Below are 12,704 nucleotides of genomic sequence, written 5' to 3' on the forward strand. Positions count from 1 at the left end.
GTTTTGAACCATAAAACGACAAGGAGTGAACGATGAAAATCGATTTAACGGGGAAAGTAGCGCTGGTGACCGCGTCCACCGGCGGTATTGGGTTTGCCATCGCCCGCGGGCTGGCGGAGAGCGGTGCGGAAGTGATCGTAAACGGACGCAGCGTCGACTCGGTGAATAAAGGCATTCAGGCGCTACAGCAGGTGGTGCCTGGCGTACAGGTCCGTGCCGCCATCGCCGACCTGAGCTCGCAGGAGGGCGTTGACGAACTGCTCAGGGTCGCCACGCACGTCGATATTCTGGTGAATAACGCCGGGATCTATGGCCAGCAGGATTTTTATTCCACCGACGACGAGACCTGGGAACGCTACTGGCAAACCAACGTGATGTCCGGCGTGCGCCTCTCCCGTGCCCTGTTGCCCGGCATGGTACAAAAGGGCTGGGGTCGGGTAGTGTTTATCTCGTCAGAATCGGCCTGCAATATTCCTGCGGATATGATCCACTATGGCGTGACAAAAACCGCCCAGCTCTCGCTGGCGCGCGGTCTGGCGAAGTTCGTGGCAGGCAGCGGCGTGACGGTGAACAGCGTACTGCCGGGCCCGACAATGTCGGACGGTTTTGCCGCGATGATGAAAGACGAAATCGAAAGAACCGGTAAATCGCTGGAGCAGCTGGCGAAAGCGTTCGTGATGGAGAATCGTCCCAGCTCGGTTATTCAGCGCGCCGCAACGGTAGAAGAAGTGGCGAATATGGTGGTGTATGTCTGTTCCATGCAGGCCTCCGCGACTTCCGGCGCGGCGCTGCGCGTTGACGGTGGCGTGGTGGATGACATAGTTTGACCCGTCAGGCCACAGGTTCAGGAAAAAATGCGACCTGATATAAGGACTATGAAGGTAAAGCAGGTAAACTAGTGAACAGAATGTGTATTTCAGCTAAGACGTATTTATGACCAATATGATTGCCGACGAAGCCGTGGCGAAGTCCAGCGTGCTCTCTGTCTTTGACTTTGATGGTACGTTGACGCACCACGACAGTTTTATCCCGTTCCTGCGCTTTGCCTTTGGCAAGCGCTACTTTGCTGGCCGACTGGTGCGCATGGCCCTGCCTACGCTGCACTGTGTGCGCCGCAAGCTGACGCGAGATGAGCTGAAAGAGGTGTTGATCAAAACCTTCCTGACGGGGGTGGATGAGCACTGGTTACGTCAGCAGGCGGAAGCCTTCTGTGAAAAATACTGGAACAAGCTGATGCGCCCGGAAGGTGTGCTGGCCGTCGCCAACGAGGTCAATTCCGGTGCGGAAGTGACGATTTGCTCTGCTTCCCCGGCGCTGGTATTGCAGCCGTGGGCCGATAAGCTCGGCATTAAGCTGATTGGCACGCAGCTGGAAGTGAAAGACGGCAAGCTGACCGGGCGGATCACCGGCCACAACTGCCGGTGTGCCCAGAAGGTGGCGAGGCTGGAGAAGGTGTATGGGGATTTGAACGCGTATCACCTGCGCGCCTGGGGCGACACGCGTGGCGACCACGAGTTGCTGGCGGCGGCGCAGGATCCGCACTGGCGGCATTTTCATCATCCGAGCAAGCGCCGAAATTCACCGATTAAGGGTTAGGTGCGGCCCGGTGCCCTCACCCCGGCCCTCTCCCACAGGGAGAGGGAGAAAAGCGGTACATCAGGCCTCACGTTTTCCCGGGAACATCACGCTCGCAATAATCCCCAGCGCCAGTACCCCCAGCACCACAAACAGACTTGCCGTGGCGCCGATGTTATAACCGTGATGCCAGAAATGGTCGGTCGCATTCAGCCCCAGCTTGAACGCCACGAAGAACAGCAGTAACACCACCGCTTTCTCCAGATGCACCAGATACTGCTTCAGCGCTTCCAGCACAAAGTAGAGGGTACGCAGGCCGAGGATCGCGAACATCATTGCGCTGTAGATAATCAGCGGCTCACGGCTGACGGCAATGATTGCGGGTACGGAATCGAAGGCGAACATCACGTCGGACAGCTCCACCACCGCAACACAGAGCAGCAGCGGCGTCGCGTAGCGCTTCGCCTTCTTCACGCGGCCTACCATTACATCCTTGTTTTCAGGCTTCTCCAGTTCGGCATCCACCTCTTTCTGGGTCAGGATAAACGCATGGCTGCTGATTTTTGGCCACACCGGGTAGAAGCGTTTCACCAGGCGGTACGCCAGATGGTTGGAATAATCTTCTACTTCATCGCTCTCTTCATTGCGTTTCAGCATCATCACCGCCGTCCAGCCGACGACCAGCGCAAAAATGACCTCAACATACGGCCCCAGGCTCAGCAGGCTGGTGCCGATGGCAACAAAAATACCGCGGAACACAATCGCCCCGAGCACGCCCCAGTAGAGCACGCGGTGACGATATCTATCCGGCACGCCGAACCAGGCGAAGATCGCCATCATCACAAACAGGTTGTCGACGGAGAGCACCTCTTCCAGCGCATAGCCGGTCAGGAACAGACTGGCCATCTCCGCGCCGTGGTGCACGTATAAGAATCCGGCGAAGGCCATCGCCATCATGACCCAGAAGATGGACCACATAACCGCGCTTTTCAGCGAGATCGGTTTATCGTGACGGTGCATGAAGAGGTCGATAAACATCGCCCCAACGGCCATCACCACGAAGACAACAACGGTTTCCGTCGGGAAACCGAGATGAGCAGCAGACATAGACAACCCTTTTAAGAAGACAAAACACCATGCACACAATAAAAAGCGTGGGCCCGTTAAGGAGGCATCACGCTAAAAAATAAATATTAACCGTTCTTTTCAGCCAGCGCTTGCGCGCATGCCCAGGCACTGGCCCACGCCCACTGGAAGTTATACCCGCCGAGCCAGCCGGTCACGTCCATCACTTCACCAATGAAATAAAGACCCGGCACGTTGCGGGCTTCCATCGTGCGGGATGAGAGTTCGTTTGTATCCACGCCGCCCAGCGTCACTTCCGCCGTGCGGTAGCCTTCGGTGCCGTTTGGCTGTACGCGCCAGTTCGTCAGCGTCTCCACCAGCGTTTCCTGCTCGCGGCTGTTGAGCTGCTTGAGCGCAACATCCGGAATTTGCCCTAACACCTGCAAGCACTCCACGAGACGCTTCGGCAACTGCATCGCCAGGGTATTTTTCAGGCTTTGATTCGGGTGCGCGGCGCGTTGCTCGTTGAGGAAGGCGTCCAGATCGCAGTCCGGCACCAGGTTTACGGAGACAAACTCCCCCGGCTGCCAGTAGCTGGAGATCTGCAATACCGCCGGCCCCGAGAGTCCACGATGGGTAAAGAGCAGGTTTTCGCGGAACACCGTGCCGTCTTCGGCCGTAATGACCGACGGTACAGACACGCCGGAGAGTGTCTGAAGCTGCTCCAGCAGCGGCTTATGCAGCGTGAACGGTACCAGCCCGGCGCGGGTGGGCAGTACCTTCAGGCCAAACTGCTCGGCAATTTTATAGCCGAACGGTGAGGCGCCCAGCCCCGGCATCGAGAGGCCGCCGCTGGCGATCACCAGGTTATCGGCGCTGACGGTCTCACCGTTGAGTTGCAGCGTGTAGCCCTGCTCGTCGCGGGCGACGTCCAGCACTTCGGTGCGCAGGCGCATTACTACGCCGCCTTTCTCGCACTCGGCCACCAGCATATCGACAATTTGCTGCGCGGAGTCGTCGCAGAACAGCTGTCCCAGCGTCTTCTCATGCCACGCGATACCGTGTTTACCCACCAGTTCGATAAAATCCCACTGGGTATAGCGCGCCAGCGCAGATTTGCAAAAATGGCGGTTCTGGCTCAAATAGGCCGCAGGCTCGACATAAAGATTAGTAAAGTTGCAGCGCCCGCCGCCAGACATCAGGATCTTGCGGCCAGGCTTTTTTCCGTTATCCAGCAGCAGCACGCGACGACCCGCTTGTCCGGCCATCGCCGCACAAAACATACCCGCCGCACCGGCGCCAATTACTACGGCATCAAACCTTTCCACGTCAAAATCCTCTTCGTTAACTGCCGCGGATTGTAAAGTTTCCTCAGTGGTCGCACCAGCGTAAAAAGATATTACAAAGCCATTTCATTGATATTTAAAGATTATCCTTTCAGGCACATTTCTCAAATCAGGTGGTATGTCAAAAAAAGTCTATATTTCACTTTGCCCGTTGCGCATTTGTCCTGGATAATGCGCCGCGTTCATGTCCTCAAAATGGCGTAACGTCCTATGCTACATTTGTTTGCCGGCCTGGATTTACATACCGGGCTTTTATTATTGCTTGCTCTGGTTTTTGTGCTGTTTTACGAAGCGATCAACGGCTTCCACGACACTGCAAACGCAGTAGCAACGGTTATCTACACTCGCGCAATGCGATCGCAGCTTGCGGTTGTTATGGCGGCGGTATTTAACTTTTTTGGTGTCCTCCTGGGCGGACTGAGCGTTGCGTATGCCATTGTGCATATGCTGCCAACGGATCTGCTGCTTAACGTGAGTTCCGGTCATGGCCTGGCCATGGTGTTCTCTATGCTGCTTGCTGCGATTATCTGGAACCTCGGTACCTGGTATTTCGGCCTGCCGGCATCCAGCTCTCACACCCTCATCGGCGCGATTATCGGTATCGGGTTAACCAATGCCCTGATGACCGGGACCTCCGTCGTTGATGCGCTGAATATCCCGAAAGTTCTCGGCATTTTCGGCTCTCTGATCATCTCCCCTATCGTCGGTCTGGTGGTGGCGGGTGGCTTGATTTTCATCCTGCGTCGCTACTGGAGCAACACGAAAAAACGTGCGCGTATCCACCTGACGCCAGCAGAGCGTGAGAAGAAAGACGGCAAGAAAAAGCCGCCGTTCTGGACGCGTATCGCGCTGATCATTTCCGCTATCGGCGTCGCCTTCTCTCATGGCGCGAACGATGGTCAGAAAGGTATCGGCCTGGTGATGCTGGTTCTGATTGGCGTCGCACCGGCGGGCTTCGTGGTTAACATGAACGCCTCCGGTTACGAAATCACCCGTACCCGTGATGCGGTAAACAACGTTGAGACTTACTTCCAGCAGCATCCTGATTTGCTGAAGAAAGCGACCGGCGTGGACCAGCTGATTCCTTCTCCGGAGTCAGGCGCAACGACGGCACCGGGCGAGTTCCATTGCCATCCGGCAAACGCGATTAACGCGCTGGAACGTGCGAAAGGCATGCTGGCCGATATCGAAAGCTATGACAAACTGGCTGTTGAACAGCGTGGTCAGCTGCGTCGCATCATGCTCTGTATCTCCGACGTGACCGATAAAGTCGCGAAGCTGCCAGAGGTTAATGCTGACGACCAACGTCTGCTGAAGAAACTGAAAGGCGATATGCTCAATACCATTGAGTACGCGCCAATCTGGATCATCATGGCGGTCGCGCTGGCGCTGGGTATCGGTACGATGATTGGCTGGCGTCGTGTGGCGACCACCATCGGCGAGAAGATCGGTAAGAAAGGCATGACCTATGCGCAGGGTATGTCCGCGCAGATGACGGCAGCGGTATCTATCGGTCTGGCGAGTTACACCGGTATGCCAGTCTCCACCACCCACGTACTCTCTTCGTCCGTGGCAGGTACAATGATTGTTGACGGCGGCGGTTTGCAGCGTAAAACCGTGACCAACATCCTGATGGCCTGGGTGTTCACCCTCCCGGCGTCCATCCTGCTGTCTGGCGGTCTGTACTGGATTTCGCTGAAGCTGATTTAATCGGCTGAAGGCGACAAAAAAGCGGGTCAGGAAACTGGCCCGCTTTTTTTATGCTCAGTGCCAAATCATCAGCGCAATCATACTCACCACAACCAGACCACACAGGGCGCTGGTCAAAATGAACTGACGACGCAGGCGCTCGCAGCGACGGATAAACTCTTCATCGTGGTGATCGCGGTAGCGCTGGTAGTAGATATACCCCACCAGACGCATCTGCTTGCTGGGCTGTCCGTGCGAGGTGAAGAACCCTCCACCGTCCACATACTGATAAAGCAACGGATCGCAACCACGAAGTACCACTAACAGCGCACGTAACGATGAGAAGTAGCGCGCCATATTCACTATGCAAACCACGCATAACGCCCAAAACAATGCGACGGTGCTAATCATACATCCTCCCCGGCGTCCGCCCACGAAGCAAGGCTCCTGAGCTACCGCACCCCAATGCCCTGACAGACAGTTCAGTGAAAGAATGACCAAAAGTCGATCCGGTTCGCGTTTTAATATCCGAACGGCTCATTAAATAGTGTAGGAGATCCGTTAATTTTTTTGCCACAAGGTTAATCGTTATCAACACCAAAGCTTGAAAAATATGTTTAACTGGGCCGTAATGAAAGCATCAGACGACGGCTTTCCCATTTAGTCATCGATAACTTAAGGAAGGAGTAACACTATGGCTTACAAACACATTCTTATCGCGGTAGACCTCTCCCCGGAGAGTAAAGTGCTGGTTGATAAAGCAGTATCCATGGCACGTCCCTACAACGCGAAAGTTTCGCTGATTCACGTTGATGTGAATTACTCCGACCTCTACACCGGTCTGATCGACGTGAATCTCGGCGATATGCAGAAACGCATCTCCGAAGAGACTCACCACGCGCTGAGCGAGCTTTCTACCAACGCGGGCTATCCGATCACTGAAACCTTAAGCGGTAGCGGCGATCTGGGCCAGGTGCTGGTTGATGCGATTAAGAAATACGATATGGACCTGGTGGTATGTGGTCACCATCAGGACTTCTGGAGCAAACTGATGTCTTCCGCGCGCCAGCTGATTAACACCGTTCACGTGGATATGCTGATTGTTCCACTGCGTGACGAAGAAGACGAGTAAGTGCGTTAAATTCCCCTCACCCTAACCCTCTCCCAAAGGGAGAGGGAATAGATCGAGGATGTAGGCCGGGTAAGGCGAAGCCGCCACCCGGCTTTTTCTATTCCGGCGTACCCGAATAAATATCAAACCGGTGCCCTTTCGTGGTCACCGCGTTAGTGGTCGCAACGTCCGCCAGCGGCGGCGCATAGTCCGGCCGCTTCACCACCACACGCTTCGTCGCCAGCTGACGAGCCGGTTCCAGCAGGCCATCGGCATCTAAATCTGGCCCCACCAGCGACTGAAACACCCGCATCTCTTTCTTCACCAGCGCGCTTTTCTGCTTATGCGGGAACATGGGGTCGAGATAAACCACCTGCGGGCGCGGGGTGATGTCGGTGAGCGCCGTCAGGCTGGAGGCATGAATAAGTTGCAAACGTTCCTGTAACCACGAGCCGATTTCCGGGTCCGCATAGCCCCGCGTCAGCCCGTCGTCAAGCAGCGCGGCGACAACCGGATTACGCTCCAGCATCCGCACCCGGCAGCCCACCGAGGCCAGCACAAACGCATCGCGCCCCAGCCCCGCCGTGGCGTCCACCACGTCCGGAAGATAGCTCCCTTTAATGCCAACCGCCTTGGCCACCGCTTCGCCGCGACCGCCGCCGAACTTACGCCGGTGCGCCATCGCGCCGCCGACAAAATCGACAAAAATCCCGCCAAGCTTTGGCTCATCGCGCTTGCGCAGCTCCAGATGTTCCGGCGTCATCACCAGCGCCATCAGGTTGTCTTCATCATGTTCCAGCCCCCAGCGGGCCGCCAGAACAGATAAGGCGCCGTCCCCGGCGCCTGTTTCATCTACTAAGCAGATCTTCACGTAGCAATCAGCCTTTGATTCCGTAATGCTCCAGCATCGCATCCAGCTGCGGCTCGCGGCCACGGAAGCGTTTGAACAGCTCCATAGGCTCTTCTGAACCGCCGCGGGTCAGGATGTTGTCGAGGAACGACTGACCGGTTTCGCGGTTGAAAATCCCCTCTTCTTCGAAGCGCGAGAAGGCATCCGCCGCCAGCACGTCGGCCCACAGGTAGCTGTAGTAGCCTGCGGCGTACCCGCCTGCGAAGATATGGCTGAACGCGTGCGGGAAACGTCCCCAGGTTGGCCCTGGAATAACGGCAACCTGCTTTTTAATCTCAGCCAGGGTTTCGAGGATTTTCGCCCCCTGCTCCGGGCTGAACTCGGCGTGCAGGCGGAAGTCGAACAGGCCGAACTCCAGCTGGCGCAGGATAAACATCGCCGCCTGGTAGTTTTTCGCTGCCAGCATTTTATCCAGCAGTTCTTTCGGCAGCGGTTCACCCGTTTCGTAATGACCGGAGATAAACGCCAGCGCGTCCGGCTCCCAGCACCAGTTTTCCATAAACTGGCTAGGCAGCTCGACCGCATCCCATGGCACACCGCTGATACCGGCGACGCCAGCGGTTTCGATGCGGGTCAGCATGTGGTGCAGGCCGTGACCGAACTCGTGGAACAGGGTGATCACTTCATCGTGGGTAAACAGCGCAGGTTTGCCGCTCACCGGACGGTTGAAGTTACAGGTCAGGTAGGCGACCGGTTTTTGCAGGGAACCATCCGCTTTACGCATCTGGCCCACGCAGTCGTCCATCCACGCCCCGCCGCGCTTGTTCTCACGCGCGTAGAGATCGAGGTAGAAGCTGCCGCGCAGTTCGTTTTTCTCGTCATACAGCTCAAAGAAGCGCACGTCCGGATGCCAGACGTCGATGTCGGTACGCTCTTTCGCGGTAATGCCGTAGATGCGTTTCACCACCTCGAACAGGCCGTTAACGGCTTTGTTTTCCGGGAAGTACGGACGCAGTTGTTCGTCGCTGATGCTGTAGAGATGCTGTTTCTGTTTTTCGCTGTAGTACGCGATATCCCACGGCTGAAGCTCGTCTACGCCGAACTCCGCTTTCGCAAAGGCGCGCAGCTGAGCCAGTTCTTTTTCACCCTGAGGACGGGCGCGTTTCGCCAGATCGGTCAGGAAGTCGAGCACCTGCTGTGGGTTCTCGGCCATTTTGGTGGCGAGGGATTTATCCGCGTAGCTGTCGAAGCCCAGCAGCTGTGCCAGCTCGTGGCGCAGGGCGAGGATCTCCGCCATCACCGGGCTGTTATCCCATTTGCCCGCATTCGGCCCCTGATCGGAGGCGCGGGTGCTGTAGGCGCGGTACATCTCTTCGCGCAGGGCCTGGTTGTCGCAGTAGGTCATCACCGGCAGATAGCTTGGGATATCCAGCGTTAACAGGAAGCCTTCCTGCTCTTTCGCTTCGGCCTGGGCTTTTGCTGCCGCCAGCGCGCTTTCCGGCATGCCCGCCAGTTCAGATTCATCGGTAATCAGCTTCGTCCAGCCCATGGTAGCGTCGAGGACGTTATTGCTGTACTGGTTGCCCAGCTCGGACAGGCGCGCGGCGATTTCACCGTAGCGAACCTGTTTTTCTTTTGGCAGGCCAATCCCGGACAGTTCGAAATCACGCAGGGCGTTATCGACCGATTTTTTCTGCGCCGTGTTCAGTTCGGCATAGTGGTCGCCGTCGCGCAGGTCGCGGTAGGCTTTGTAGAGCCCCTCATGCTGGCCGACCCAGGTGCTGTACTCAGAGAGCAGCGGCAGGGTTTGCTCGTAGGCTTCGCGCAGCTCCGGGCTGTTTTTTACCGAGTTCAGGTGGCTCACCGGGGAGAAGATGCGCCCCAGCACGTCGTCCACTTCGGCCAGCGGCTGACACAGATTTTCCCAGGTGTACGGCCCGCCCTGCGCGACCACGCTTTCTACCGCCGCGCGGCAGTTGTCCAGCGATTGCGTAACCGCTGGAACCACATGCTCGGGGAGGATTTTAGAAAACGGTGGCAACGAAAAAGGCGTCAGTAATGGATTGGTCATAAACGCTGTCCTGTTGAAATAGGTGAATGAAGCGCGCATCCGGCGCTGTGCATATTGTTCAGTAATGGGGTTAAGTGTAGAGGATTTCAATGCCAGACGTGGCGGAAAAGAGCCCGGTGGCGCTGCGCTTACCGGGCCTGCGGGTAATCTGTGCCGTTCTGCTGTAAACTGTGGCAAATCGTCAATTCAGCGGAATATCATTACCCATGCTCAGTTATCGCCACAGCTTCCACGCAGGCAACCACGCCGACGTCCTCAAACACACCGTTCAGAGCCTGATCATCGAATCGCTTAAAGAAAAGGATAAACCGTTCCTTTATCTGGACACCCACGCGGGCGCGGGCCGTTATCAGCTGAGCGGCGAGCATGCCGAGCGTACCGGTGAATATCTGGAAGGGATTGCGCGTATCTGGCAGCAGGACGATCTGCCTGCCGAGCTGGAGCCGTACATTGGCGTGGTGAATCACTTCAACCGCAACGGCCAGTTGCGTTACTACCCTGGCTCCCCGCTGATTGCCCGCCAGCTGCTGCGCGAGCAGGACAGCATCCAGTTAACCGAGCTGCACCCGAGCGACTTCCCGCTGCTGCGTTCTGAGTTTCAGAAAGATAACCGCGCCCGCGTAGACAAAGCCGATGGCTACCAGCAGCTGAAAGCCAAACTGCCGCCGGTTTCCCGTCGCGGCCTGGTGCTAATTGACCCACCGTACGAAATCAAAACCGACTATCAGGCGGTGGTGACGGGTATTCACGAAGGCTACAAACGCTTCGCCACCGGGACATACGCCCTGTGGTATCCGGTGGTGCTGCGCGCGCAAATTAAACGCATGATCAAAGACCTCGAAGCGACGGGCATTCGCAAAATCCTGCAAATTGAGCTGGCGGTGCGCCCTGACAGCGACCAGCGCGGCATGACCGCGTCCGGCATGATCGTCATTAACCCGCCGTGGAAGCTCGAAGCACAGATGAACAACGTGCTGCCGTGGCTGCACAAAACGCTGGTGCCAGCCGGTACGGGTCACGCCACCGTGAGCTGGATCGTGCCGGAGTAATCGCAGCCATCGGTGGAAACTATTGATTTCAGGTATACAATCGCGGCAATTCACGATTAAGGACAACGCTATGACTAAGCATTATGACTACATCGCAATCGGCGGCGGCAGCGGCGGCATCGCCTCCATCAACCGTGCAGCCATGTACGGCCAGAAGTGTGCGCTGATTGAAGCCAAAGAACTCGGCGGCACCTGCGTGAACGTGGGTTGTGTACCGAAGAAAGTGATGTGGCATGCCGCGCAAATCCGTGAAGCTATCCATATGTATGGCCCGGACTACGGCTTTGACACCACCATCAACCACTTCGGCTGGGATAAACTGATCGCCAGCCGTACCGCCTACATCGACCGTATTCACACCTCGTACGATAACGTGCTGGGCAAGAATAACGTCGACGTGATCCGCGGCTTTGCCCGTTTCGTGGATGCGAAGACGATCGAAGTGAACGGCGAGACGATCACCGCCGATCATATCCTGATCGCCACCGGCGGCCGTCCGAGCCACCCGCACATTCCGGGCGCGGAATACGGTATTGACTCCGACGGGTTCTTCGAGCTGCCTGCTCTGCCAGAACGCGTTGCCATTGTGGGCGCAGGTTACATCGCGGTTGAACTGGCCGGCGTGATTAACGGCCTGGGGGCGGAAGCGCACCTGTTCGTGCGTAAACACGCGCCGCTGCGCAGCTTTGACCCGCTGATCGTCGACACGCTGGTCGAGGTGATGAACGCCGAAGGCCCAACCCTGCACACCAACGCCGTGCCAAAAGCGGTGGTGAAAAATGCGGACGGTAGCCTGACGCTGGAGCTGGAAGATGGCCGCAGCCAGACCGTTGACTGCCTGATCTGGGCGATTGGCCGTGAACCGGCCACCGACAACTTCAACCTGGCCGCAACCGGGGTGAAAACCAATGAAAAAGGCTACATTGTCGTTGATAAATTCCAGAACACCAGCGTACCGGGCATTTATGCCGTCGGTGATAACACCGGCGCCGTAGAGCTGACGCCGGTTGCCGTGGCGGCGGGGCGTCGTCTTTCCGAGCGTCTGTTTAACAACAAGCCGGACGAACATCTGGATTACAGCAACATTCCGACCGTGGTCTTCAGCCACCCGCCAATCGGTACCGTCGGCTTAACCGAGCCGCAGGCGCGTGAGCAGTACGGCGATGATCAGGTGAAAGTGTATAAATCGGCGTTTACCGCGATGTATACCGCGGTCACCTCGCACCGTCAGCCGTGCCGCATGAAGCTGGTCTGCGTGGGCCCGGAAGAGAAGATCGTCGGCATCCACGGCATTGGCTTCGGCATGGACGAGATCCTGCAAGGCTTCGCGGTGGCGCTGAAGATGGGCGCAACGAAGAAAGACTTCGATAACACCGTGGCAATCCACCCGACTGCGGCGGAAGAATTTGTGACCATGCGCTGATCGGTCTGATCCGCAACAAAACCGGCCAACTGGCCGGTTTTTTTATGCCCTGGGCAGGTAAACCCAACGGGTGTACAAACGGTAACAAAATAACCCGCTACCCGCGGTGGAATTAACTAATCTTAGAAAGCGCTACGCGTTCGCCTGTTACTACGGAAAAAGATTAGAGATATGAAAATGCACGTAAAGATCACCGCAAAACTGATGGCCAAAATGCACCTTGTTCTCGCGCTGGTATGGGCGATACTGACTATTCCTACCCTGCTGTGGTGGAAAAACAGCATTCTGTGGGTGTCGTTAATGAGCATTTACGCTATCGTGATTTCCCATCTGGCTGCGTACAGCGCCGCCCATGCAGAAAAAGCGGCCAGCAAGGCGATGGATAAAAGCGAAGGCGCCAGCCAGAAAGCCAATCAAACCGCCAACAGCCTTCAAGGCAATGCGCGTCAGGCACATTAATCCCTGCGTATATGCAGAATACCGAATGCTCTGAATTTTATTCCTGCTCTGTTTCCAAAGATTCTG

At 56.7% G+C, this 12,704-nt stretch carries 12 protein-coding genes; 7 read left to right on the top strand and 5 right to left on the bottom strand.

The genetic code is table 11. The features are described 5' to 3' along the window. Positions 1 to 32: 32 nt before the first annotated feature. Positions 33 to 827: an SDR family NAD(P)-dependent oxidoreductase gene (locus L384_RS16520; protein ID WP_022651983.1), complete on the top strand. Its 795-nt coding sequence runs from the start codon at positions 33 to 35 to the stop codon at positions 825 to 827. Positions 828 to 933: 106 nt separating this feature from the next. After that, positions 934 to 1,596 carry an HAD family hydrolase gene (locus L384_RS16515; RefSeq protein ID WP_003861228.1) on the top strand — a complete coding sequence of 221 codons (663 nt, stop codon included), beginning with the start codon at positions 934 to 936 and terminating at the stop codon, positions 1,594 to 1,596. 60 nt (positions 1,597 to 1,656) lie between these two features. Here the strand turns inward: L384_RS16515 and L384_RS16510 are convergent, their stop codons facing one another. Together L384_RS16510 and L384_RS16505 are read right to left on the bottom strand one after the other, a co-directional pair. Next, positions 1,657 to 2,682: a TerC/Alx family metal homeostasis membrane protein gene (locus L384_RS16510; RefSeq protein WP_015571505.1), complete on the bottom strand. Its 1,026-nt coding sequence runs from the start codon at positions 2,680 to 2,682 to the stop codon at positions 1,657 to 1,659. Between the two features lie 86 nt (positions 2,683 to 2,768). Beyond that, positions 2,769 to 3,968, bottom strand: a complete 1,200-nt coding sequence (locus L384_RS16505; protein ID WP_003861226.1) for a BaiN/RdsA family NAD(P)/FAD-dependent oxidoreductase — start codon at positions 3,966 to 3,968, stop codon at positions 2,769 to 2,771. Positions 3,969 to 4,196: 228 nt separating this feature from the next. On the opposite strand from L384_RS16505, the gene pitA reads away from it, so the two are divergent. After that, positions 4,197 to 5,696, top strand: coding sequence for an inorganic phosphate transporter PitA (pitA, locus tag L384_RS16500; RefSeq protein WP_003861225.1), 1,500 nt, complete (start codon positions 4,197 to 4,199; stop codon positions 5,694 to 5,696). A gap of 54 nt (positions 5,697 to 5,750) precedes the next feature. Here pitA and uspB read toward each other — a convergent pair whose 3' ends face one another. After that, positions 5,751 to 6,086 carry a universal stress protein UspB gene (uspB, locus tag L384_RS16495; protein ID WP_003861224.1) on the bottom strand — a complete coding sequence of 112 codons (336 nt, stop codon included), beginning with the start codon at positions 6,084 to 6,086 and terminating at the stop codon, positions 5,751 to 5,753. A 283-nt stretch (positions 6,087 to 6,369) separates the two neighbouring features. Here uspB and uspA point away from each other — a divergent pair, with 283 nt between their 5' ends. Then, the gene (gene uspA, locus L384_RS16490) at positions 6,370 to 6,807 is read left to right on the top strand and encodes a universal stress protein UspA (RefSeq protein WP_003861223.1); all 438 of its coding nucleotides are present in this window, start codon (positions 6,370 to 6,372) and stop codon (positions 6,805 to 6,807) included. 97 nt (positions 6,808 to 6,904) lie between these two features. Here the strand turns inward: uspA and rsmJ are convergent, their stop codons facing one another. Together rsmJ and prlC are read right to left on the bottom strand one after the other, a co-directional pair. Further along, positions 6,905 to 7,657, bottom strand: a complete 753-nt coding sequence (gene rsmJ, locus L384_RS16485) for a 16S rRNA (guanine(1516)-N(2))-methyltransferase RsmJ (RefSeq protein WP_032627969.1) — start codon at positions 7,655 to 7,657, stop codon at positions 6,905 to 6,907. Between the two features lie 7 nt (positions 7,658 to 7,664). Further along, the gene (gene prlC, locus L384_RS16480; protein WP_022652005.1) at positions 7,665 to 9,707 is read right to left on the bottom strand and encodes an oligopeptidase A; all 2,043 of its coding nucleotides are present in this window, start codon (positions 9,705 to 9,707) and stop codon (positions 7,665 to 7,667) included. 206 nt (positions 9,708 to 9,913) lie between these two features. Between prlC and L384_RS16475 the strand changes: the two genes are divergently transcribed. From L384_RS16475 to L384_RS16465, 3 genes are all read left to right on the top strand, one after another. Then, complete coding sequence (locus tag L384_RS16475) at positions 9,914 to 10,756, top strand: 23S rRNA (adenine(2030)-N(6))-methyltransferase RlmJ (RefSeq protein ID WP_023323852.1); 843 nt, start codon at positions 9,914 to 9,916, stop codon at positions 10,754 to 10,756. Between the two features lie 70 nt (positions 10,757 to 10,826). Then, a complete protein-coding gene (gene gorA / locus L384_RS16470; protein ID WP_023323853.1) occupies positions 10,827 to 12,179 on the top strand; it encodes a glutathione-disulfide reductase in 1,353 nt (450 codons plus the stop codon). 171 nt (positions 12,180 to 12,350) lie between these two features. After that, positions 12,351 to 12,638 carry a hypothetical protein gene (locus L384_RS16465; RefSeq protein ID WP_003861213.1) on the top strand — a complete coding sequence of 96 codons (288 nt, stop codon included), beginning with the start codon at positions 12,351 to 12,353 and terminating at the stop codon, positions 12,636 to 12,638. Positions 12,639 to 12,704 lie beyond the last annotated feature (66 nt).

Source organism: Enterobacter sp. MGH 38 (genome assembly GCF_000492855.1).
GTDB classification, from domain to species: Bacteria; Pseudomonadota; Gammaproteobacteria; order Enterobacterales; family Enterobacteriaceae; genus Enterobacter; species Enterobacter hormaechei_C.